Annotated in this window: 21 protein-coding genes; 12 read left to right on the forward strand and 9 right to left on the reverse strand. The window is 71.9% G+C overall.

Annotation, left to right across the window (positions count from 1 at the left end; all coding sequences use genetic code 11):
• Window positions 1-124 precede the first annotated feature (124 nt).
• The gene (locus AB0B66_RS34515) at window positions 125-1,564 is read left to right on the forward strand and encodes an alpha-amylase family protein (RefSeq protein ID WP_360537943.1); all 1,440 of its coding nucleotides are present in this window, start codon (window positions 125-127) and stop codon (window positions 1,562-1,564) included.
• A 120-nt stretch (window positions 1,565-1,684) separates the two neighbouring features.
• Window positions 1,685-2,509 (forward strand): oxygenase MpaB family protein, encoded by an 825-nt coding sequence (locus tag AB0B66_RS34520; RefSeq protein ID WP_360537945.1) that lies wholly within the window; start codon window positions 1,685-1,687, stop codon window positions 2,507-2,509.
• Window positions 2,510-2,637: 128 nt separating this feature from the next.
• Here AB0B66_RS34520 and AB0B66_RS34525 read toward each other — a convergent pair whose 3' ends face one another.
• Window positions 2,638-3,279: a hypothetical protein gene (locus tag AB0B66_RS34525; protein WP_360537947.1), complete on the reverse strand. Its 642-nt coding sequence runs from the start codon at window positions 3,277-3,279 to the stop codon at window positions 2,638-2,640.
• Between the two features lie 139 nt (window positions 3,280-3,418).
• Between AB0B66_RS34525 and AB0B66_RS34530 the strand changes: the two genes are divergently transcribed.
• Window positions 3,419-4,177 carry a VOC family protein gene (locus AB0B66_RS34530; protein ID WP_360537949.1) on the forward strand — a complete coding sequence of 253 codons (759 nt, stop codon included), beginning with the start codon at window positions 3,419-3,421 and terminating at the stop codon, window positions 4,175-4,177.
• Between the two features lie 62 nt (window positions 4,178-4,239).
• Here AB0B66_RS34530 and AB0B66_RS34535 read toward each other — a convergent pair whose 3' ends face one another.
• The 7 genes from AB0B66_RS34535 to AB0B66_RS34565 all read right to left on the reverse strand — a co-directional run bounded on the left by AB0B66_RS34535 (window position 4,240) and on the right by AB0B66_RS34565 (window position 10,141).
• Window positions 4,240-5,580, reverse strand: coding sequence for a C39 family peptidase (locus tag AB0B66_RS34535; protein ID WP_360537951.1), 1,341 nt, complete (start codon window positions 5,578-5,580; stop codon window positions 4,240-4,242).
• 125 nt (window positions 5,581-5,705) lie between these two features.
• Entirely contained in the window at window positions 5,706-6,434 is a 729-nt protein-coding gene (locus AB0B66_RS34540; protein WP_360537953.1) for a hypothetical protein, read from the reverse strand.
• Between the two features lie 66 nt (window positions 6,435-6,500).
• A complete protein-coding gene (locus AB0B66_RS34545) occupies window positions 6,501-7,253 on the reverse strand; it encodes a tyrosine-protein phosphatase (RefSeq protein ID WP_360537955.1) in 753 nt (250 codons plus the stop codon).
• The gene (locus AB0B66_RS34550) at window positions 7,250-7,999 is read right to left on the reverse strand and encodes a tyrosine-protein phosphatase (RefSeq protein WP_360537957.1); all 750 of its coding nucleotides are present in this window, start codon (window positions 7,997-7,999) and stop codon (window positions 7,250-7,252) included. Before AB0B66_RS34550 ends, AB0B66_RS34545 begins: the two co-directional genes overlap by 4 nt.
• Before the next feature lie 63 nt (window positions 8,000-8,062).
• A complete protein-coding gene (locus tag AB0B66_RS34555) occupies window positions 8,063-8,851 on the reverse strand; it encodes a class III extradiol ring-cleavage dioxygenase (RefSeq protein ID WP_360537959.1) in 789 nt (262 codons plus the stop codon).
• Between the two features lie 205 nt (window positions 8,852-9,056).
• On the reverse strand, window positions 9,057-9,590 hold the full coding sequence (locus AB0B66_RS34560; protein WP_360537961.1) for a carboxymuconolactone decarboxylase family protein: 534 nt from the start codon (window positions 9,588-9,590) through the stop codon (window positions 9,057-9,059).
• Window positions 9,590-10,141, reverse strand: coding sequence for a peroxiredoxin (locus AB0B66_RS34565; protein WP_360537963.1), 552 nt, complete (start codon window positions 10,139-10,141; stop codon window positions 9,590-9,592). The genes AB0B66_RS34560 and AB0B66_RS34565 overlap by 1 nt, the downstream gene beginning before the upstream one ends.
• A 400-nt stretch (window positions 10,142-10,541) precedes the next feature.
• Between AB0B66_RS34565 and cimA the strand changes: the two genes are divergently transcribed.
• The 3 genes from cimA (at window position 10,542) to AB0B66_RS34580 (ending at window position 13,637) form a co-directional block, all read left to right on the forward strand.
• Complete coding sequence (gene cimA / locus AB0B66_RS34570) at window positions 10,542-12,137, forward strand: citramalate synthase (protein WP_360537965.1); 1,596 nt, start codon at window positions 10,542-10,544, stop codon at window positions 12,135-12,137.
• 123 nt (window positions 12,138-12,260) lie between these two features.
• Window positions 12,261-13,010 (forward strand): D-Ala-D-Ala carboxypeptidase family metallohydrolase, encoded by a 750-nt coding sequence (locus AB0B66_RS34575; protein WP_360537967.1) that lies wholly within the window; start codon window positions 12,261-12,263, stop codon window positions 13,008-13,010.
• A 177-nt stretch (window positions 13,011-13,187) separates the two neighbouring features.
• Entirely contained in the window at window positions 13,188-13,637 is a 450-nt protein-coding gene (locus tag AB0B66_RS34580) for a hypothetical protein (RefSeq protein WP_360537969.1), read from the forward strand.
• Window positions 13,638-13,771: 134 nt separating this feature from the next.
• Here AB0B66_RS34580 and AB0B66_RS34585 read toward each other — a convergent pair whose 3' ends face one another.
• On the reverse strand, window positions 13,772-14,695 hold the full coding sequence (locus tag AB0B66_RS34585) for an LD-carboxypeptidase (RefSeq protein ID WP_360537971.1): 924 nt from the start codon (window positions 14,693-14,695) through the stop codon (window positions 13,772-13,774).
• 81 nt (window positions 14,696-14,776) lie between these two features.
• Here AB0B66_RS34585 and AB0B66_RS34590 point away from each other — a divergent pair, with 81 nt between their 5' ends.
• The 6 genes from AB0B66_RS34590 to AB0B66_RS34615 all read left to right on the forward strand — a co-directional run bounded on the left by AB0B66_RS34590 (window position 14,777) and on the right by AB0B66_RS34615 (window position 21,491).
• Window positions 14,777-15,733, forward strand: a complete 957-nt coding sequence (locus AB0B66_RS34590) for an endonuclease/exonuclease/phosphatase family protein (protein ID WP_360537973.1) — start codon at window positions 14,777-14,779, stop codon at window positions 15,731-15,733.
• Window positions 15,734-16,016: 283 nt separating this feature from the next.
• The gene (locus tag AB0B66_RS34595; protein ID WP_360537975.1) at window positions 16,017-16,652 is read left to right on the forward strand and encodes a TetR/AcrR family transcriptional regulator; all 636 of its coding nucleotides are present in this window, start codon (window positions 16,017-16,019) and stop codon (window positions 16,650-16,652) included.
• Window positions 16,653-16,725: 73 nt separating this feature from the next.
• Window positions 16,726-17,319 carry a hypothetical protein gene (locus tag AB0B66_RS34600; protein ID WP_360537977.1) on the forward strand — a complete coding sequence of 198 codons (594 nt, stop codon included), beginning with the start codon at window positions 16,726-16,728 and terminating at the stop codon, window positions 17,317-17,319.
• On the forward strand, window positions 17,316-17,588 hold the full coding sequence (locus tag AB0B66_RS34605) for a hypothetical protein (RefSeq protein WP_360537979.1): 273 nt from the start codon (window positions 17,316-17,318) through the stop codon (window positions 17,586-17,588). Before AB0B66_RS34600 ends, AB0B66_RS34605 begins: the two co-directional genes overlap by 4 nt.
• 114 nt (window positions 17,589-17,702) lie before the next feature.
• Window positions 17,703-18,464, forward strand: a complete 762-nt coding sequence (locus AB0B66_RS34610) for a type 1 glutamine amidotransferase (RefSeq protein ID WP_360537981.1) — start codon at window positions 17,703-17,705, stop codon at window positions 18,462-18,464.
• Between the two features lie 51 nt (window positions 18,465-18,515).
• Complete coding sequence (locus AB0B66_RS34615) at window positions 18,516-21,491, forward strand: bifunctional [glutamine synthetase] adenylyltransferase/[glutamine synthetase]-adenylyl-L-tyrosine phosphorylase (protein WP_360537983.1); 2,976 nt, start codon at window positions 18,516-18,518, stop codon at window positions 21,489-21,491.
• The last annotated feature ends 91 nt before the right edge of the window (window positions 21,492-21,582 follow it).

Raw genomic sequence — 21,582 nt, forward strand, 5'->3', positions numbered from 1 at the left:
TCGGATTCGTTGACTTCGTTGAAACTTCTTGTGAATATTGCCGCAAGGTTTCAATGCGGTTTCATCCGCGTACCCCTGTACCGCTGCGCGACGATCCGTCCCCTCGTACGTCCGGAGTGTCCTCATGCAACGACGCAGACTTCTCCCCCTGGCGCTGGCGGCGGTCCTCGCCGCCGCGCTGCCGATCCCGGCCGCCGCCCCCGCGGCCGCGGCCCCCTCGGGCAGCAAGGACGTCATCGTCCAGCTCTTCGAGTGGAACTGGCCCTCGGTCGCGGCCGAGTGCACCAACTTCCTCGGCCCACGCGGCTACGGCTACGTGCAGGTCTCCCCGCCCCAGGAGCACGTGCGCGGCCAGCAGTGGTGGGTCGCGTACCAGCCGGTCAGCTACCGGGTCGAGTCCCGCAAGGGCACCCGTGCCCAGTTCCAGTCGATGGTCACCACCTGCCACAACGCGGGCGTGAAGGTCATCGTCGACGCGGTGGTCAACCACACCACCGGCGTGGGTTCGGGGACCGGCTGGGCCGGCTCGACCTACACGTCGTACACCTATCCGGGCATCTACCAGACGCAGGACTTCCACCACTGCGGCCGCAACGGCAACGACGACATCGTCAACTACGGCGACCGGTACGAGGTGCAGAACTGCGAGCTGGTCAACCTCGCCGACCTCAAGACCGAGAGCGACTACGTGCGCACCAAGCTCGCGGGCTACCTCAACGACCTGCTGACCCTGGGCGTCGACGGGTTCCGCTGGGACGCCAGCAAGCACATGCCCGCGGCCGACATCGCCGCGATCAAGGGCAAGCTGTCCCGCTCGGTGTACCACGTGCAGGAGGTCATCTACGGCGCGGGCGAGCCGGTGCAGCCGACGGAGTACACCGGCAACGGCGACGTGCACGAGTTCCGCTACGGCAAGGACCTGGGCCGGGTGTTCCGGCACGAGAAGCTGAGCTACCTGAAGAACTTCGGTGAGCCGTGGGGGCACCTCACCACGGGCAAGGCCGCCGTGTTCGTCGACAACCACGACACCCAGCGTGAGGGCGGCGACATCCTGACCTACAAGGACAACGGCATCTACGCGCTGGCGAACGCGTTCATGCTGGCCTGGCCCTACGGTTCACCGACGGTGATGAGCAGCTACGAGTTCAGCAACAAGGACCAGGGGCCGCCCTCGGACGCCAACGGCAAGACCAACAACAGCACCTGCTTCTCGGGCGGCTGGCGGTGCGAGCACCGCTGGCAGGTCGTCGCGAACATGGTCGGCTTCCACAACGCGGTCCTGGGCACCACCGTCGTGAACTGGTACGACAACGGCAACAACCACATCGCGTTCGGGCGCAACGGCAAGGGGTACATCACGATCAACGACGAGGGCGGCGCGGTCAACGGGCGGTCATACCAGACCAACCTGCCCGCGGGCCGCTACTGCGACGTGATCCACGGTGAGAAGAGCGGCAGCACCTGCACCGGCCCGGTGATCACGGTCGACGCGAACGGCTGGTTCGCCGCCAACGTCGCCGCCCACGACGCCATCGCCATCCACGTCAACGCCAAGATCAGCTAGTACGTGATCATCGAACTTGCCCGGCAGCTGTGCGTATCTTGAGCGAACTTTCGCACAGGTGCCGGGCAAGTCGAGTGATCTTGGAAGCGCCGCGCCGCCGGGCGTGGCACGCTGGGACGCATGGACGATGCGGGCGACCTCGGACTGTTCGGCCCCGGGTCGGTGACCTGGCGGGTGCACGGCGAGCCGGTGCTCTGGGTGGCCGGGGTGCGCTCGCTGTTCCTGCAGGCCCTGCACCCGCGGGCGATCGCCGGGGTGGTGCAGAACTCCAGCTACAAGGTCGAGCCGTGGGGCCGGCTGATGCGCACCGCGGACTACGTCGGCACCGTCATGTTCGGCACATCCGCGCAGGCTCGCGCCGCCGGGCGGCGGATCCGGGGCGTGCACGCCCGCATGCGCGCGGTGGACCGGCACACGGGGGAGACCTACCGCATCGACGAGCCTGAGCTGCTGCGCTGGGTGCACGTCACCGAGGTGGAGTCGTTCGTGAGCACCGCCCGCCGGGCGGGCCTGGACCTGAGCGACGCCGACGTCGACGGGTACTACACCGAGCAGCGCCGGGCGGCGCGACTCGTCGGGCTGGACCCGGCGTCCGTGCCGGGCACCGCGGCCGAGGTCGACGCCTACTACCGGCGGATGCGCCCGGAGCTGGCCCTGACCCGCGACGCCCTGGACACCCTGTTCTTCCTGATGGCGCCACCGCTGCCGTGGCACCTGGGGCTGACCCCGGCCCGGCTGGTCTACACCGGCCTGGCCTGCACCGCGTTCTCACTGCAACCGGGCTGGGCCCGCCGGATCTACGGCACCCTGGGCCTGCCCACCACCGACCTGTCCGCGTCGGTCTCGGTACGCGCGCTGCGCCTGACCATGCGCGCCCTGCCCGACCGCTTCCTGCACGGCCCCATCTACCGCGACGCCATGGCCCGCGCCGCCGCGGCGGCCTGACGGCGGCCGCCGCCCGCCCGTCCCCGCGACGCACGCGGGCAGCGGCGGTGCCTGGACCTGCGTCGCCGGCCTCCGGCGGATGGGAAGGGCACCTTCACAACGCTATGCGTTGTAGAAGGTGCCCTTCCTTACGTCCAGGCGGGGGAGGGGGGCCGGGACCGCTGGGCTTCGGTGGAGACGCGGGGGTCGCCGGAGTGCAGGCCGTGCCACCAGCGGCGGCCGTCGGCGGCGAAGGAGGCCAGCGGCACGGGGGACCCGTCGGCGCGCTCGACGGACAGGCGCTGGAAGTGGATGTCGCCCTCGATGCAGTACTCCGTGTCGCCGCCCGGCTCCTCGCGGGCGCACTCGCAGAACCAGTACATCGTGTGCGTGGCCGGGCCGGTTCCCGCGAGCATCAGGCTGGCCGTCGCGGGCCAGTCGCGGGTCAGCTCGGGGTCGTCCAGGAAGCGCCAGCCGTACATCGGGTCGGACCGGCTGACCGAGGCGAGGAACGCGTCGGCGGCGTCGGCGTCGGCCAGCTCGATCGGGTGGCCGTAGTCGCGGCTCGCGGTCCGGGTGCGGTCCCTGCGCAGCAGCACCCGCATCAGGCTGACACCGGTGAACACCAGGGCGCGGCGGGTGTCCGCGTCGATCGGCCCCTCCTCCGGCATGGCGAGCACGTGCAGCAGCAGGCGCACGGTGCGGGCGGGCCAGTTCACCCGCAGGCCGACCACGTCGGACTCGTTGAGCGCGACGTTGCACCCCTCGAGCAGGGAACGATCCTGGAGCATGGTGACCATCATCGCGTGTGATCGACCCGAGCGCACCGCCCCGGCTGCCCGGTTCGCCCGGCCGGCCAGCCGAACGGGGCGACCCGGTCGGCACGCGCAGAGGTCGCCCTGAACCTCGGATGGTCCTAAGGTGGCGGGCATGCGAGTGAGGGGATACGCGCCCGCCACCCCGTGCTGGGCGGAGTACATGACCGCGGACCCGGCGGGAGCCGCGGCGTTCTACAGCGGGCTGTTCGGATGGACACCGGGCGAGGTGTTCGCGCTCGACGGCCTCGCCGTCGCGGGCCTGCTCCCGGGCGAGCCCGGCCGGCCCGGGGCCTGGCTGTGCTACGTGTCGGCGGTGGCCGCCGAGGACGGCGTGGCGGCGGTGCTCGACGCCGGCGGATCGGTGCTGGTCCCGGCGCACGACCGCGGCCCGCGTGGACGCGCCGCCCTGGTCGCCGACTCCGCGGGCGCGGTGTTCGGGCTGTGGCAGCGCGGCACGTCCGGTGGCGCCGAGGCGGCCGCCGAGCCGGCCACGATGTGCTGGACCGAGGTCGTGACCTGGGACGAGGCCTCCGCCGTGGAGTTCTACGGCAAGGCCTTCCACTGGTCGGAGCGCAAGAGCGAGATCGCCGAGGGCGTCGACCACATCGAGTGGTTCGTCGACAGCCGTACGGTAGGCGGGCTGTCCGTGATGGATGAGCGCTACCCGGCCGGCACGCCCGCGCACTGGCGGGTCACCTTCGAGGTCGAGGACTGCGCCGCCACGATCGCGCGCTGCCTGGAGCTCGGCGGTGCGGTGCTGACCGGGCCGCTGGACCTGCCGGTGGGGCACTACGCGCTGCTGGCCGACGCGCAGGGCGGCACGTTCGGCGTGATCGAGCTGTCCGACGCGATCCTGGACACCCGGCTGTGAACCGGCGGTCCGTGCGCTGACCCGGGCGCGCCCCACGGCGGGGGCGCACCCGGGTCGTCAGGTCACCAGTTCGTGGAGCCCGCGACCACCGGCCACGGCTTCCACCACGGCTTGATCAGGTACGCGATGCCGCCCGAGCCGGAGGCCACCGTGCCGTTCGCGCGGTAGCGCTTGGTACGCAGCCAGATCTGCTCGAACTGCGCACGCGGGTAGATGTTGCGCACCACGTCGTTGCTCGACGACGCCGGGTCGTTGACGATCACGTCGCCCTCGGCGGTGAAGCCGACGATGACGAACAGGTGCCCGGAGGTGCCGTAGCCGGCCCCGTCCAGCTCCTCGGACAGGAACGACTGGCTGGTGATCACCGGGATGCCGGCCTTGATGAAGCGCTCCGCCTCGTCGAGCGAGTGCAGCCGGGTGACCTTGGCGTCCAGGCCCGGGAACGACGCGGCGTACGCGGTGTTGAACGGCCAGTTGCCCGCGCCCTGGTACGCGTAGTCGTACGTCATCCGGGCCGCGTGGTCGACCTGCGGGTCGGCGTACGCCGGGTCCACCCAGGCGAGGTCCTGCGCCGACGGGCCGCGGCCGTAGTACTCCAGGACCATCGTGGTGGAGGTGGGCGAGCACCAGGCCTCGCCGCCGCCGTCGTACTCCGGGTACTCCCCGATGTGGATGTTCTGCGAGCGGCGCGGCACGGCCAGTTCGGTGCCCCAGGCGATGCCGCCCGCGCTCGGGGTGACGGTGAACCGGTCCGGGACGAAGGAGCTCATCGCGCCGAGCATCCAGACCCGCGGCGACTGCCACTGGCCGGGCGCCCGGTAGAGGGTCAGCCGCAGCTGGTAGGCGTGCAGGAGCACGCCGTTGGCGGCGTCGTCGATGGAGAAGGTGTCGGTCCAGATCGTCGACCACGGGTCGCCCTGCCGGTTGACCGTGGTGCGCTTGATGTCGCCGTCCCCGGATGCCCAGCGGCCCATCACGTACCAGGGGGTCTGCCCGCCGGTGTTGTAGGTGCCCTGCATCTCGACCTGGATCCAGGTGCCCGCGGGGGTGTCGGCGTTCCAGGAGGCGACCAGCTCGGTGGCGTCGAAGCCGACCTCGGTCACCGGGGAGGTCCAGGTGCTGTAGTCGTAGCTCTTCGTCACGTTGGTGTACGGGTCGGCGTAATCGACGGTGCCGGCCGGCCGCAGCATGGTGATGCCCGTACGGATGCCGGGGATGGCGAAGGTGCCCTGGTGGGTGCCCTGCCGCCACTCGGTGAAGCGGGACCACTCCTGGAAGGTGATCTGCTCGTCGTGCGTGGGCGGCGCGGCCGCGGCGGGCGCGCCGGTGGCGGCGGTCAGCGCCGCGAGGCTGAGCGCGGTGAGGCCGGCGACGACGGCCGCCCGCAGGCGTGATCTGGCCATGGGTACTCCGCGGAGGTGGGGGATGGACATTCACCCGCCACTATCGCCGTTGAAGTTAACTTTCGCCAGACTCCAGTTGTCCCGAAGATTTCTTCATCCGCCCCCGAGGGCCGGGCGGGCAGGGCTTAGGCGGCCACATTGGCCACCGAGGGCTCCGGTGCCTGGTCCGGCTGCTGCCGGTCGCCCGACTTCTTCTTGCGGCGGCGCAGCAGCCAGCTCACCACGCCGACGAGGCTGGTGACCACGGCCGACCAGGTGCCCCAGTGCGTGACGAGCTGCCACAGGGTGTACGACATGGTCCGGCGCACCTGCACCGACAGCGCCACCTCGTGCGTGATGGTGTGCCCGTTGCTGAGCGGCACCTCCAGATACGCGGTGAGCAGCAGGTCGTCGGTCGGGTGTTTGGGGTGCACCAGCCAGGTCCACAGCATCTGCACGTCGCTGCCGGTGGTGGCGTTGACCGACTCCGACGGCGTGATCTCCACGTCCTCGGTGTTGCCGCGCAGCGTGGCCTTGACCGTGGGCCCGACCTCCACCGTCCCGGCGGCCGTGGTCTGGGTGTCCTTCAGCATGAGGTTGATCTTCTGAGTCAGCTTCTCGCCCTCGCCGACAGCCAGCCCGATCCGTTGCGTCTGCTCGACGTCGAGCACGGCGGGCGACTGCCAGTAGGCCTGCCGCGTGACCAGCTCGCGGGCCGCGGTGTCGATGTCCTTGAAGGTTCCCGTGCCGGGCGCGACCTGGCCGGGGGAGGGCTGCTGCATGGAGTCGCCGTTCGACTCGGCCGCGCAACCGGCCAGGACGGCCACGGCGCAGGCGGTGGCCACGGCCAGCAACGCTCGCGTTCCGATGTGCATGATGACGGCTCCTCCCCGATGAAATCCCGTCACATCATGGCACTCGTCGATAACGCCGCGGTCACCTCACGGCCGCTGCTCGCGCAAGCTCGACCGCAGCTTCGCGATGCTCTCCTCGGCCAGCCCGGCCCCGGTCAGGTAGGCCCGCACCGAGCCGTGCCGTTCGCGCAGTTCCGCCAGGAAGACGCGCATCACCTCGGCGGGCGTGCTCGCCAGGTAGGGCTGCAGCGGGCCCTTGTCCGGCCGGTTCCGGCGCTGCCAGGACAGGTAGCGCGCCATGCCCTGTTCGGTCAGCTCGTAGTCGGCGGCGATGTCCGCATCGGACACCCCGACCAGTTCCAGCACCAGCGCGACCACCACGCCGGTGCGGTCCCGCCCGCCCCAGCAGTGCACCACGGTCGGGCCCGGCCCGGCGGCGATCAGCTCGATCGCGCGGGCGATGTCGGCCGCCGCGTGCTCGGCGGTCTCGTGGTAGCGCGCCAGCAGGAACGCCACCACCCCCGCCTCCGCCGAGTAGTCCTCGGCCCGCCACACCGGGTTGTTCAGCGGCACGTTGTGCCAGTCCTCGCAGCACCAGTCCGGGGCGCGGCCGAAGCGCTCCAACTCCACCGGGTGCCGCAGATCGATCACGGTACGCACGCCGAACTGCGCGAAGCGTTCGCGGTCGGCCTCGCCCAGCGCGGTCAGGGTGTCCGAACGGAACAGCACACCCCGGCGCACCTCGGCCCCGTCGGTGGTGGCCAGGCCGCCCACGTCCCGGAAGTTGAACAGCGGACTCTCGAAGTCCACCAGCCGAGAAGACACCACCTCCTCGCTCACGCTTCCAGCAGCCGATCGCGCAGGCGCTGCACGCGGTCGGGGTGCAGGCCCGCGCCGACCAGGTATTCGGTCACCGAGCCGTGGCGGTAGCGCAGCCCGTGCAGCGTCATCAGCATGGCCTCGGCCGGGGTGTACGTGAAGAACGGCGGCGTGTTCGCGTGGTCCTCGTTCGGGAAGGCCGTGCGCACCCACTGGGTGAACATCGGCGCGCTGCGTTCGGTCAGCGCGTAGTCGGCCGCGATCTGGTCGTCGGGCACCCCGAGCAGGTCCAGGGCCAGCGCCACGATGAGGCCGGTGCGGTCCTTGCCGGCGACGCAGTGCACCACGGTCGGGCCGTGGTCGGCGTCGGTGAGCATGCCGACCACCCGGGCGATGTCGGCCTTGCCGTGGTGGGCCAGCTCCAGGTAACGGGCGGACAGCCAGCCCGCGACGCCGATCTCCGTGGTGTAGGTGGAGTGGTCCCAGAGCGGGTGCTCCAGGTGGTTGTGCCGCCACACCACCTGGGTCCACTCCGGCACCCGGCCCATCGAGGCGACCTCGGCGGGCCGGCGCAGGTCGATCACGGTGCGGATGCCGAGCGCCGTGAACGCCTCGCGGTCCTCAGTGCCCAGCCTGCTGAGCGTGTCGGACCGGTACACCGTGCGCCGGCGTACGGTGCGGCCGTCGGCGGTGGTCAGCCCACCGAGGTCACGGAAGTTGAAGACGGCGGCGAAGGCGATGCTGCGCTCGATCGGCGTGGTGGTCACCCCGATACCGTAATCAAGGTCACGTGGCCTGGTGTAGCCCGACCGCGTCACATCCCGGGCGTGTCAGCCGAGTTGCACCGAACGTTTGGCCAGGCCCATCCAGAAGCCGTCGATCACCGTGCGCTGCGAGGCCAGGTCGTCCTCGCCCGCGCCGAGGGTGACGAACAACGGCGCGAAGTGCTCGGTGCGCGGGTGCGCCATCGCGCCGGACGGGGCCTTGTGCAGGAAGTCGAGCAGCCCGTCGACGTCGCCGGCGTCCAGCGCCTGCCGGCCCCAGTCGTCGAACTCCGCCGACCAGCCCTGCACGGGCGCGTCGAAGCCCAGGTGCATGTACGGCATCGCGGCGCGCAGGTTGTGGGTGAAGAAACCGCTGCCGATGATGAGCACGCCCTCGTCGCGCAGCGGCGCGAGCTTGCGGCCGATTTCCAGCAGCCGCCGCGGGTCCAGCGTCGGCATGGAGATCTGCAGGACCGGGACGTCGGCCTCGGGGAACATCTCGACCAGCGGCACGTACGCGCCGTGGTCCAGGCCCCGGTCGGGCACGTCGGCCACCGGTGTCTGCGGTCCGCGCAGCAGTGCCCGCACCTTCGCGGCCAGCTCGGGCGCGCCCGGCGCCGGGTACTTCACCTCGTAGTAGCGCTGCGCGAAGCCGCCGAAGTCGTAGTAGAGCGGGACCGTGGTGGTCGCGCCGACGGCCAGCGGGGCGTTCTCCCAGTGCGCCGAGACGACCAGGATCGCGGTGGGCCGGGGCAGGTCACTCGACCAGTCCGCCAGCTGGCGGGTCCACAGCGGGTCGTCGGCCAGCGGGGGAGCGCCATGGCTGAGGTAGAGCGCGGGCATACGGGTGCTCATACCCGCGAGAATACTTGACCATTCAACTAACGTCGAGTGGCCGCCCTCACCCTGACAAGCGGAAAGCCCGGCGAGACGTCTCCCGCCGGGCTTCCTTCCGGGTAAAGCCTTCTCCGCCCCCTCCGCCGCGACTCTTGAAGAGTCGCGGCGTCGGGAGCGGTCGGAAGGCGCGACTCTTCAAGAGTTGCGCCAGGGGTGGGGCCGGTCAGGCCGTGAGGGCGGTTTCGGCGTCGAGGGTGACGGCGGCGGCGTGGACGACCGCCGCGATGCGCAGGGCCTCGTGGACGGCCTCGCGGCCGACGCCGGTGCCGATCAGCGTCTTCTCGTGCGACTCCAGGCAGACGCCGCAGCCGGTGATGGCCGAGACGGCCAGGCTCCACAGCTCGAAGTCGGCCTTGTCGACGCCCGGGTTGGCGATGATCTGCATGCGCAGCCGGGCCGGCAGCGACTGGTACGCGTCGTCGCCGATCAGGTGCTTGGACCGGTAGTAGACGTTGTTCATCGCCATGATCGACGCCGCGCCCTTGGCCGCCTCGATCGCCTCGGGCTTGAGGTGATCGGCCGCCTCGGCCGCGATCTCCCGCAGCACGAAAGCGTTGCGGGCGGCGAACGCGCAGGCCAGCGCGGTGCCCCAGAGCTGCTGCGCGGTCAGCGGCGAGGTGCCCAGCACGGCGCCGATGTTGAGCTTGGTGTCCCGGGCGTACGCCGGCAGCGCCGCCTTGATCGCCTCGATGCCCATCAGGCGGCCAGCAGCTCGGCGGCGTTCAGGGTCTCGCCGCCCTTGTTCCAGTTGCACGGGCACAGCTCGTCGGTCTGCAGGGCGTCGAGCACGCGCAGCACCTCGGTGACGTTGCGGCCGACCGAGCCGGCGGTCACCATCACGAACTGGATCTCGTTGTTCGGGTCCACGATGAACGTCGCGCGCTGCGGCACGCCGTCCTCGCCCAGCACGCCCGCCGCCTCGGTCAGCTCGCGCTTGACGTCGGCCAGCATCGGGAAGGGCAGCTCGCGCAGGTCGGGGTGGTTCTTGCGCCACGCGTGGTGCACGAACTCGTTGTCGACCGACCAGCCCAGCACCTGCGCGTCCCGGTCGGCGAACTCGCCGTTCAGCCGGCCGAACTCGGCGATCTCGGTCGGACACACGAAGGTGAAGTCCTTGGGCCAGGAGAACAGCACCCGCCACTTGCCCTCGTAGGTCTTGTTGGTGATCGTCTCGAACGCCTTGTCGGCGTCGAGGGAGACGCACGCGGTGAGTTCGTAGGCGGGGAAGTGGTCGCCGACGGTGAGCAAAGCAGGTACCTCCTGAGCGGTCTTTCTTGAGCCGTTCAAGATTAGGCAGGGCATTGCGACGTGATCATTGCCGGATCGTGACATTGTGGCGACCGCCACGGGGTCTTTGCCCCGTCCCATTGCCCAGCTCATCGACGTGATCCGCTGGCGCGGCCGCGACACGCCTTCCCGATATACGGGAGCCTGCTGGTCTGGGAGTCGCAAAAGTGGGACGCTACCCAGCGTGATCCGCCTCGTACTGATTATTGGCACCTAGCGCGCCGGCCGCACCTGGGCAACCAGGCCCCTCGCCGACGCGCAGACCTCCCGCGACCGCGGGGGGTCTTTTGTTTTGCAGCTCCTTCCCGGTCATCACGTCGGCGCCTCGCGAAGCGGGCGCCCCCACAGGAGGTCACACGACATGCAGATCTTCGACACCACGCTGCGCGACGGCGCCCAGCGCGAGGGCATCACCTACTCGGTAGCCGACAAACTCGCGGTGGCGCGCCTGCTCGATCAGTTCGGGGTCGGGTTCATCGAGGGCGGGTGGCCAGGGGCGGTCCCCAAGGACACCGAGTTCTTCGAACGGGCCCGAACCGAGCTGGAGCTGAAGAACGCGCTGCTGGTGGCGTTCGGCTCGACCCGCAAGGCGGGCGTCTCGGCGGCTGACGACGCGCAGCTCGCGGGCCTGCTCGCGGCGCAGACGCCGGTGGTCTGCCTGGTCGCGAAGTCCGACGTGCGCCACGTCGAGCGGGCGCTGCGCACCACCCGCGAGGAGAACCTCGCCATGGTCGCCGACAGCGTGACCCACCTGCGCTCGCACGGCCGCCGCGTCTTCGTCGACTGCGAGCACTTCTTCGACGGCTTCCGCTTCGACCCCGACTACACCGCCTCGGTGGTGCGCACCGCGCTGGACGCGGGCGCGGAGCGCGTCGTGCTCTGCGACACCAACGGCGGCATGCTGCCCTCGCAGGTGGGCGCGGCCATCGCCGACCTCGTCGCGCGGCTGGGCGTCTCGCCGGAGCTGTTCGGCATGCACGCGCAGAACGACACCGCGTGCGCCGTCGCCAACACCATCGCCGCGGTGGAGGCGGGCGTACGCCACGTGCAGGGCACCGCCAACGGCTACGGGGAGCGCCCCGGCAACGCCGACATCTTCGCCGTGGTGGCGAACCTGCAGCTCAAGCTGGGCATGACCGTCCTACCGGACGGCTGCCTCGAACAGATGGCGCACGTCTCGCACGCCATCGCCGAGATCGCCAACATCGCACCCGACTCCCACCAGGCCTACGTCGGGTCCGCGGCCTTCGCCCACAAGGCGGGACTGCACGCGAGCGCGATCAAAGTCGACCCGGCCCTCTACAACCACGTGGACCCGGCCGTCGTCGGCAACGACATGACGATCCTCGTCACCGAGATGGCCGGCCGGGCCAGCATCGAGCTCAAGAGCCGCGAGCTCGGGCTGGACCTGGCCGGCCATCCCGACACGCTGTCCAAGGTGACGCACCGGGTGAAGGAGCTGGAGGCGGCCGGCTGGTCCTTCGAGGCCGCCGACGCGTCCTTCGAGCTGCTGGTGCGCCAGTCCCTGGGCGAGCAGACGACCCCGTTCACGCTGGAGTCGTACCGGGTGATCGTTGAGCACCGCGAGGACGGCGCGGTGGTCAGCGAGGCGACCGTGAAGCTGCGGGTGCGCGGCGAGCGGGTGATCGCCACCGCGGAGGGCAACGGTCCGGTCAACGCACTGGACCAGGCGCTGCGCCAGGCGCTGGAGCGGCACTTCCCGCAGCTGTCCGGGCTGGAGCTGGCCGATTACAAGGTGCGCATCCTGGCCGGCTCGCACGGCACCGACGCGGTGACGCGGGTGCTGGTGGAGACGGTGGACACCGACGGGCGCGACTGGACCACGGTCGGCGTGCACGAGAACGTGGTGGAGGCGAGCTGGCGGGCACTTGTCGACGCATTGGCGTACGGCGTCGCCGCCGCCGGCGGGGACCGCAAGGTGCGCTCGCGCCGCTGATCCTGTGCGGACGGTCCGCACCCGGTGACGGCACGTTGCACGAATTTCGGAAGGATACTACGTAGTAACCGCAAAGCATGCAAGTTCTTGACATCGACAGACATGGTTGGCACAGTGCCTGGCATGTCTCGTCGTTTCCCCCGCAACGCCTTCTTCCGGGCGTTCACCGTGCTGGTGATGGCGGCCATCGGATCGGTGGCCGCCATCACCGTCGGCGCGTCCCCCGCGTACGCCGACGGCTGCTACACCTGGGGCCGCTCGCTGTCCTCGGGCATGTCCGGAGAGGACGTCCGCCAGCTGCAGATCCGCGTCGCCGGCTGGCCGGGCTACAACAACACCATCGTCATCGACGGCATCTTCGGCGCGGAGACCCGTGACGCGGTGGTCCGCTTCCAGCAGGCGTACGGCCTGGGCGCGGACGGCATCGCCGGCCCCCAGACCTTCAACAAGATCTACTCCCTGCAGGACGACGACTGCACGCCGATCCACTTCAGCTACGCCGAGCTGAACAAGTGCAACACCACCTGGTCCGGCGGCGCGGTCTCGGCGGCCACCGCCAAGGCCAACGCGCTGCGCGCCATGTGGCGCCTGGAGGCGCTCCGCCACGCGCTCGGCGACCAAGCCCTGCGCGTCACCTCCGGCTTCCGCAGCACCGCCTGCAACAACGCCGCGGGCGGCGTCTCCGGCAGCCGCCACCTCTACGGCGACGGCGTCGACCTCGGCTCCGGCCCGCACTCGCTGTGCACCATCGGCAAGCAGGCCCGCTACCACGGCTTCACCGGCATCCTCGGCCCCGGCTACCCTGACCACTCCGACCACATCCACACCGACGCCCGCAGCGGCACCCTCTGGTCCGCCTCCCAGTGCTTCTAGCCTGACCGTGGAAAGGAAGGGCACCTTCACATCGCCATGCGTTGTAGAAGGTGCCCTTCCCATCTCCTTGGGCTTCGTGGTGGCGGTTCGGGGGAGGGCCGGGGGTCGCGGGGTGGCGGTAGGCTGCGGCGGCACGCACTCTGGCGGCCCGGCCGCGTCCGACGTGGAGGCACCCCCGTGAGCGACAACCCGTACCGGGCGCCGAGCCCGCCCGCCCCGCCCGAGCCGCCCGCGACGGCGGCACCCGCCGCCGCGTGGTCCCACCCTTCGCTGGACATCCCGCCACCGGTCCGGCGACCCGTGGAGGCCCGGCTGGTGTGGCGCGGCATCTTCACGATGCTGGGCGCGCACGCGCTGACCATGGTCGCCGGCGTCTTCGCCGCACTGCTCTTCGGGCAGCCGAACGACTACGGCCCGGGCGGCGAGGGCAGCACCGAGTCCGTCTTCATGCTGGTCGGCGTCTTCGCGCAGTTCATTCTCGCCATCGTCGCCCTGGTCATGGGCATCGGCGGCGTCGTCGGCAAGGACGGCGGCAAGGGCGCGGGCATCCTCATCGGATGGGTCGCCGGCATCCCGGCCAGCCTGATCGCCGGCATAGCCATCACGATCACGTTCGCCAACTCATGACGAGCCGCGCCGAGCCCCGCTCGAGTCGGCACCGCTCGACCGGCACCACGCCAGGCCGCTCGCTAAACCAGATTGATCATGAACTTGTGGCACCGACACGCCGTCGAACCCTGCCATAAGTTCATGATCGACGCTTAGAGGGTGGCGGGGGCGACGGTGAGGGTGCCGGTGTCGGCGTCGAGGGTGGCGTGGGTGCCGAGGGGGACGGCGGTGTGCTGGGGGCCGTGGCCGATGGGGAGGCCGCCGAGGACCGGTAGGCCCAGGTCGAGCAGGCGGTCGGTGAGGACGTCGGCGATGGTGACGGGCCAGGCGTCGGCGCAGTCGGTGAACTGGCCGACGGCGATGCCCGCGACGCCGTCGAGCGCGCCGCTGCGGCGCAGGTGGGTGAGCATCCGGTCGACGCGGTACGGGTACTCGCCGACGTCCTCGATGAGCAGGATCGCGCCCGTCAGGTCGGGCAGGTGCGGGGTGCCGAGGGTGCTGACCAGCAGCGACAGGTTCCCGCCGAGCAGGGTGCCCTCCGCGTGGCCCGAGGTGCGCACCCGGTGGGTGTCCTCGGCCGGGTCGGCGGCCACCACGACCGGCTCCCCGCTCATCAGGGCGTGCCGCGCCCCGAGCGCGGTCGGCGAGTCCGCGCCCTTGTCGAACTGCGCCGCGACCGGCCCGTGCACGGTGGCCAGGCGCGCGCCGCGCCACAGCGCGAGGTGCAGCGCGGTGATGTCGGAGAAGCCCATGACCAGCTTCGGGTCACGGCGTACGGCGTCCAGGTCGACGCGGTCGGTGATGCGCTGCGCGCCGTAGCCGCCGCGGGTGCACAGCACGGCGCGCACCTGCGGGTCGCCGAGCGCGTCGTTGAGGTCGCCGAGGCGCTGGTCGTCGGTCCCGCCGAAGTAGCCGTGCCGGGCCAGCACGTGCGGGTAGACCCGGGGCGCCAGCCCCCAGCCGGTGAGCACGGACACCGCCGCCTCGACGCGCTCGGCGGGCACCGGCCCCGAGGGCGAGACCAGCGCGACCGTGTCGCCGGGCCGGAGGGTCGCGGGGTGCAGGGTGGCGGTCATGGCCGCAGAGCCTAACGCCGCGCACGGAACCTTCACAAAGCCCACACCTAGTTGACCATGGAAACGTATAGCATCCCGCGCATGAAACGGTTCCTTCTGCGCGCGCTGCCCTGGGTCCTGGCGCTGCCGGCGGCGGTGTGGGCCGTGTTCCGGGTCGCCGGCTGGGATGACCGGTATCCGATGGCGCAGCTGATGGCGTTCACGCCGTACGTCGCCGCCGGTTGCCTGGTGCCGCTGGCGGTGCTGCTGGTGTGGCGGCGCTGGGCGGCCGCCGGCCTGGCCGCGGTGACCGCGGTGGCGCTCGCCGTGGTGGTGCTGCCGCGCTGGTTCGCCGACGGCGACCCGATGGCCGGGGCGGCGGGCGCGCCGCTGCGGGTGATGAGCGCGAACGTGCTGGCGGGATCGGCGGGCCCGGCCGAGCTGGTGGAGCTGGTGCGGGCGCACCGGGTGGACGTGCTGGCGCTGCAGGAGGCGACGCCGGAATTCCTCGTCGCGGTGGACGCGGCGGGGATGCGCGGCGAGCTGCCGTACCGGGTGGACCACGCGGCGCCCGGGGTGGAGGGGTCCGCGCTGCTGTCTCGGCTGCCGTTGCGCGACGACGGGGTGCGGGTCAACCCCGGCGGCTTCCGGCAAGCGCGGGGTGAGGTGTCGGTGCCGGGCGGGGGCACCGTGCTGGTCGAGTCGGCGCACCCGCTGGCACCCTGGGCCGACTTCGTGACGCCGCTGTGGAAACGCGGCTTCGAAGGCCAGCCGCGGGCCACGCCGGAGGGGGCGGTGCGCGTGCTGCTCGGCGACTTCAACGCCACCCTGGACCACCACCTGCTGCGCGACCTGATCGACTCCGGTTACCGGGACGCGGCCGACGTGCTCGGCCGCGGCTTCACCGGCACCTGGGGGCCGTACGACGGGGACCCCCTCCCGCCGGTGACGCTGGACCGGGTGCTCGCCGACCGGCGGGTGGGCGTCAAGGACTTCCAAGTGCTGGAGCTGCCGGGCAGCGACCACCGGCCGGTGTACGCCGAGCTGGTCCTGCCGTAGGAAACGCCACTGTTTGAGCGGACGCTCAAGCCTGCTAGGCTGGCGTTTGATCGACCGCTCAAATATGTGGCACGGGCCGTGTTTCCTGGAGACACCGTCCTGACCCGACACTGCCGGCGCATCGGCACCTGTTTTGTCAGACCGGTGCGAGAAAGTCTGGCCGTCCCGCGAGTCGGGGACGCGACAGTACGGGCGGTGCCGGCCACATTGGCAACGGGGGGTGGCCGGCACCGCCCGCATGCGTGTGCGCAGCACGTCGCGGGCCCGGGTAGTGAGGGAGCGCATGTCCGACACGAAGCAGCGGTTGCTCGACGGAGCCATGGACACGCTGCGCAAACACGGGATAGCGGGCGTGTCCGCGCGCAACATCGCCGGTGCGGCCGGGGTCAACCAGGCGCTGATCTTCTACCACTACGGCAGCGTGGACGACCTGCTGGTGGCGGCGTGCACGGCCGCGACCGGCGAGCGCGTCGAGGCGTACCGGGCGCGCTTCGCGACCGTGGGCTCGCTGCGTGAGCTGCTCGACGTCGGCCGCGCGCTGCACGAGGAGGAGCGCGACCTGGGCAATGTCGCGGTGCTCGCGCAGATGCTGGCCGGTGCGCAGCACGACGAGAAGCTCGCCCGGGTGACCGCCGAGACGCTCGGCATGTGGACCGCGGAGATCGAGTCGGTGCTGCGGCGGGTGCTGGCGGGCTCCCCGTTCGCCGAGATGGCCGACGTGCCGGGGCTGGCCGCCGCCATCTCCGCCTCGTTCGTCGGGCTGGAGCTGTACGAGGGCGTGGACCGGGCGGGCGCGCAGCGCGCGATGGCGGCGCTGGAGCAGCTCGGCACGCTGATGGAGGTCGTCGAGGAGCTGGGACCGGTGGCCCGCCGGGCGTTGCGAAGCAAGATCAATAAGGCGGCGGCCCGGCGGTCCTGAGTGAGTCGGCCGAGGCGGCAGACCGGTTTCACAGGACAGCGGCCCGTGGCACGGCTCGCCTAGCATCACGCCCGTGAGTGGACGGTTGGCGGGGGAGAGCGGACGGCAGGCCTGGTGGCGCAGACACCGGCGCACCGTGGCGGGCATCGTGCTGCTCGGGATCGGCACCGGGGTGTTCACGGCATACCTGCGGGGCGGGTCGGCGCAGATCATGCCGCCCGCACCCGGCGCGGTCTGCCCGCTGCTGCGGCCCGAACTGCTCGACCTGCTCGTGCCCGGCCGCGACCCGAGCACACAGGAGACCGACCGGAACGACGAGACACTGTCGGCCTGGTGCGTCGTCCAACGCCCCAAGGCCGACGGCGAGGACGCCTCGCTGGTTGTGGGCGTGATCAACGTGGGCCGGGCCGACGGCGAGGACCCCGTGACCCGCGCCCGCCGGGACTTCTACGGCCAGTTCGCCGCCAATCGCGAACGCATCATGCTCGACGGTCTCGGCGACCAGGCCGGGTACTGGTCCGAGCTGGGCCCCGCCGGGCGGATCTACCTGACCGTGCGGATGGGCGCGCGGCTGGTGCACGTGCAGTACCGCAACACCATGGTCGGTCCGGAGCGCAGCCGGGAGGCGGCCGTGCTGGCCGCGCGGGAGGTGCTGGCGAAGCTGTGAGAAACGACGATCTGGTGGACGACCTCGTCGCGGGGCGGGGCGGCGCGGTCACCCACCTCGTGCACGAGCTGCGTCCGGAGCCGAACTGGCTGATCCGGTGGACGGTGGCGGTCGCCGTGATGGTGGCCTGCGGGCTGGCCGGATACCACGGCAGCGGCCTGCTGCTGGAGCTGTCCACCCGGCTGGAGCTCGCCTGGACCGGCTCGTCCTGGCAGGCACCGCCGCCGCCGGAGCTGCCTTCCACCCCGTTCGGCCACCCGGTGCCCTGACCCCGGGCAAGGTTTCGCGCCGAGCGCGGGCTGCCCCGGCAAGCCTGGGCGGAGCTCGGGCGGGCGCGCTGGGCCGCTCACCGGCGCCGCCGTGGCCGGGCTAACCTCGTGAGCGTGGCGACCGCACTGGTGATCGAGAACGACCCGACCGACGACCTGCGCCGGCTCGGCGACTGGCTGACCGAGGCCGGGCTGGAGTTGAGCGTCCTGCGCCCGCACGCCGGCGACGCACTGCCCGACGACCTCGACGGCTACGCCGCGTTCGTGGTGATGGGCGGGGAGCAGGACGCTTTCGGCAAGGACGGGGTGCCGGGCGCGCCGTGGTTCCCGAAGCTGGAGTCGCTGCTGCGCAAGGCGGTCAAGAACCGGGTGCCGACGCTGGGCATCTGCCTGGGCGGGCAGTTGCTGGCGCAGGCGCACGGCGGCACCGTCGAGCGCTCCACCAGCGGACCGGAGATCGGCGCGCGCCTGGTCGCGCGGCGGGACATGGCCGAGGCGGACCCGCTGTGGTGGGCGGTGCCGTTCGCGCCCGACGTGATCCAGTACCACTTCGACGAGATCACCGAGCTGCCGCTCGGGGCGACCCTGCTGGCCGCCTCGCCGCGCTACCCCCACCAGGCGTTCCGAGTCGGCGACCGGGCCTGGGGCACTCAGTTCCACATCGAGTGCGACGTCGACATGTTCGCCGGCTGGGTGGAGAACAACCGCGAGTGGATGACCGAGCAGGGCTGGCAGCCCGACGGGCTGATCGCCGGCGTCGAGGCGACCCAGGAGGACGTGGCCGAGGTGTGGCAGCCGTTCGCCCGGCGCTTCGCCGAGCTGGCCCTGGGCACGCTGCCCGAGGCCGGTCGGCGGGAACTGCCGCTGCTGAGCTGAGCCGCCGCGCCGTGACTTCTGCGCCCGCGTGCGCGCCGATAACCTGAGCGGATGGCGGGAATCGGGCGGTTGGCACGGTACGGCTTCACGCTGTCGGCGACCGGCCCCGACCCGGCCGTGCTGCTGGGCGGGACCGGCCTGAACCTGTGGGACGCGGCCGCGCAGCGGCCCGTCGACGAGGAGAGCGCGCTCATCCTGGAGCAGCTCGGCCGCGCCGCAGACCCCGACCTGGCGCTGCGCCAGCTGCACCGCATCGCCGAGCGCGACGCCGGGCCCGACAAGGGTGTGCTGGAGCGGCTCGGGGCCGACGAGGACCTGCGCATCCGGCTGATCACCGTGCTCGGGGCGTCGTCGGCGCTGGGCGACCAGATCGCCGCGCAGGCCGGGCAGTGGAAGGTGCTCACGCACACCGTGCCGCCTCGCTACGAGGTGCACAGCGGGCTGGTCGACGTGCCGTCGCTGCGGGCCGGCTACCAGCGCGGGCTGCTGCGCATCGCGGCCGGCGACCTGGCCGACGGGGTCGACGTCGAGACGACGATGGCCGAGGTGACCGCGCTGGCCGACGCGACGCTGCGGGCGGCGTACCGGATCGCGCTGGGCCGGGTCGGCGACCAGCGGCCCCGGCTGGCCGTGATCGCGATGGGCAAGTGCGGCGGCGACGAGCTGAACTACGTCTCCGACGTCGACGTCATCTTCGTCGCGGCCGAGGACGAGGACCTCGCCGCGGGCACCACCGTCGCCGCGGCGCTGATGGAGATCTGCGGCCACGTGGCCTGGCCGGTCGACGCCGCCCTGCGGCCGGAGGGCGGGCGCGGCCCGCTGGTGCGCACGCTGGCCAGCCACCTCGTCTACTACCAGCGCTGGGCCCGCACCTGGGAGTTCCAGGCGCTGCTCAAGGCCCGCCCGGTCGCCGGTGACGCCGGGGTCGGCAAGGCCTGGCTGGCCTCGTTGCAGCCGCTGATCTGGCACGCCGCCGAGCGGCCGGAGGCGGTCGAGGACGTGCGGGCGATGCGCAGGCGCATCATCGACCAGGTGCCGCGGGCCGAGATCGAGCGGGAGATCAAACGCGGACCGGGCGGGCTGCGCGACATCGAGTTCGCGGTGCAGCTGCTGCAGCTCGTGCACGGTCGCGGTGACGAGACGCTGCGCTCGGGCAACACCCTCCACGCGCTGCGGGCGCTGGTCGCGGGCGGTTACGTGGGCCGGGGCGACGGGGAGGCGCTCAGCGCCGCGTACCGCTTCCTGCGCAACGTCGAGCACCGGCTCCAGTTGCAGCGGCTGCGGCGTACGCACACCGTGCCGGCCGACGACGGCCAGGCGGGCACCATGGCGCTGCGCTGGCTGGCGCGCGCGATGAACTACAAGCGCGAGGAGCCCTCGCTGGGCACCGGCCGGGGCCGGGAGGGCGGCGGGCTGGACCCGATCGCGGCGTTCCGCGCCGACTGGGTCACCCACGCCGCCGAGGTGCGCCGGCTGCACGCCAAGCTGCTCTACCGGCCGCTGCTGGCGGCCGTGGCGAAGGTGCCCGCCGACGGGCTGTCACTGCGGGCCGACGCCGCCCGCAAGCGCCTGGAGCTGCTCGGCTACGCCGACCCGGCGGGCGCGCTGCGGCACATCGAGGCGCTGACCTCGGGCGTGTCGCGCACCGCCGCGATCCAGCGCACCCTGCTGCCGGTGCTGCTGGCCGAGTTCGCCGACGCGCCCGATCCCGACGCCGGGCTGCTGGCCTACCGGCAGGTGTCCGACACGCTGGGCACCACGCCCTGGTATCTGCGCCTGCTGCGCGACGAGGGCCCGGTGGCGCTGCGGCTGGCCCGGGTGCTGGACAGCTCGCGCTACCTGACCGACCTGCTCTCGCGTGACCCGGAGGCGCTGCGGCTGCTGGCCGACGACACCGAACTCGCGCTGCGCACCCGGCAGTCGCTGCTGGACGGCACGGCCGCGGCCGCCGGGCGGCACGCCGACCCGCGCGCGGCGGTGGCCGCGGTGCGTGCGATGCGCCGCCGCGAGCTGTTCCGCATCGGCAGCGCGGACGTGCTCTCCGGAGCGGGCGAGCTGGCCCCGGCCAAACGGGTCGGCATCACCGAGGTGGGGCAGGGGCTGGCCGACCTCACCGACGCCACCGTCGCGGCCGCGCTGGCGGTGGCCCGGCAGGCCGCGGGCGCGCCGGACGAGCTGCGTTTCTCGGTGATCGGCATGGGCCGGCTCGGCGGCGCGGAGACGAGTTATCCGAGCGACGCGGACGTGCTTTTCGTGTACCAGCCCGCGCCGGGGATGAAGGACGACGAGGCCAACGGGGTGGCGCTGGCGATCGCCGAGCAGTTGCGCACGCTGCTGTCCGCGCCCGCGCCCGATCCGCCGCTGGGCATCGACGCCGACCTGCGTCCCGAGGGCCGGCAGGGTCCGCTGGTGCGCAGCCTCGCCGCGTACCAGCGCTACTACGCGACCTGGTCGCAGGTGTGGGAGGCGCAGGCGCTGCTGCGGGCGCGGCCCGTCGCCGGGGACGCGGGGCTGGCCGCCGAGTTCATCGCGCTCATCGATCCGGTGCGCTACCCGGTCGACGGGCTGCGGCGCGAGCAGATCGTGGAGATCCGCCGGATCAAGGCGCGGGTGGAGAACGAGCGGCTGCCCCGGGGCGCGGATCCGCTCACGCACACCAAGCTGGGGCGGGGCGGCATCGCCGACGTCGAGTGGACGGTGCAGTTGTGGCAGCTGCGGCACGGGCACGAGGTGGCGGGACTGCGCTCCACGCGTACCCTCGACGCGCTCCACGCGGCGCACGCGGCCGGGATCGTGTCGGTCGAGGACGCCGAGGTGCTGGCCACGGCGTGGACGCTGTGCTCGCGGGTGCGCAACGCGCTGACGCTGATCCGCGGCCGGGCCGTGGACCAGCTGCCCCGGCACGGGGTCGAGCTGGCGGGGGTGGCGCGGTTGCTGGGCGGCGGGGATCCGGGGGAGTTCCTGGACGAGTACCTCAAGGTCACCCGCCGGTCCCGCGCGGCGGTGGAGCGGCTGTTCCTGTCGTGACCGCCCCGTTTGTCATCGACGTTGGGCTATTTCAAAGGTTATTATAAGCGGTGTGGGGATTTGATAGGCCCACGGCGAGAGGGGGGGGGCC

Source organism: Catellatospora sp. NPDC049111 (genome assembly GCF_040648615.1).
Taxonomy (GTDB): domain Bacteria; phylum Actinomycetota; class Actinomycetes; order Mycobacteriales; family Micromonosporaceae; genus Catellatospora; species Catellatospora aurea.

Excerpts from the sequence above, each read along its gene's own strand:
- AB0B66_RS34515 (WP_360537943.1), top strand. The coding sequence starts at position 125 with ATGCAACGACGCAGACTTCTCCCCCTGGCGCTGGCGGCGGTCCTCGCC.
- AB0B66_RS34520 (WP_360537945.1), top strand. The coding sequence starts at position 1,685 with ATGGACGATGCGGGCGACCTCGGACTGTTCGGCCCCGGGTCGGTGACC.
- AB0B66_RS34525 (WP_360537947.1), bottom strand. The coding sequence starts at position 3,279 with ATGCTCCAGGATCGTTCCCTGCTCGAGGGGTGCAACGTCGCGCTCAAC.
- AB0B66_RS34530 (WP_360537949.1), top strand. The coding sequence starts at position 3,419 with ATGCGAGTGAGGGGATACGCGCCCGCCACCCCGTGCTGGGCGGAGTAC.
- AB0B66_RS34535 (WP_360537951.1), bottom strand. The coding sequence starts at position 5,580 with ATGGCCAGATCACGCCTGCGGGCGGCCGTCGTCGCCGGCCTCACCGCG.
- AB0B66_RS34540 (WP_360537953.1), bottom strand. The coding sequence starts at position 6,434 with ATGCACATCGGAACGCGAGCGTTGCTGGCCGTGGCCACCGCCTGCGCC.
- AB0B66_RS34555 (WP_360537959.1), bottom strand. The coding sequence starts at position 8,851 with ATGAGCACCCGTATGCCCGCGCTCTACCTCAGCCATGGCGCTCCCCCG.
- AB0B66_RS34560 (WP_360537961.1), bottom strand. The coding sequence starts at position 9,590 with ATGGGCATCGAGGCGATCAAGGCGGCGCTGCCGGCGTACGCCCGGGAC.
- cimA (WP_360537965.1), top strand. The coding sequence starts at position 10,542 with ATGCAGATCTTCGACACCACGCTGCGCGACGGCGCCCAGCGCGAGGGC.
- AB0B66_RS34575 (WP_360537967.1), top strand. The coding sequence starts at position 12,261 with ATGTCTCGTCGTTTCCCCCGCAACGCCTTCTTCCGGGCGTTCACCGTG.
- AB0B66_RS34585 (WP_360537971.1), bottom strand. The coding sequence starts at position 14,695 with ATGACCGCCACCCTGCACCCCGCGACCCTCCGGCCCGGCGACACGGTC.
- AB0B66_RS34590 (WP_360537973.1), top strand. The coding sequence starts at position 14,777 with ATGAAACGGTTCCTTCTGCGCGCGCTGCCCTGGGTCCTGGCGCTGCCG.
- AB0B66_RS34595 (WP_360537975.1), top strand. The coding sequence starts at position 16,017 with ATGTCCGACACGAAGCAGCGGTTGCTCGACGGAGCCATGGACACGCTG.
- AB0B66_RS34615 (WP_360537983.1), top strand. The coding sequence starts at position 18,516 with ATGGCGGGAATCGGGCGGTTGGCACGGTACGGCTTCACGCTGTCGGCG.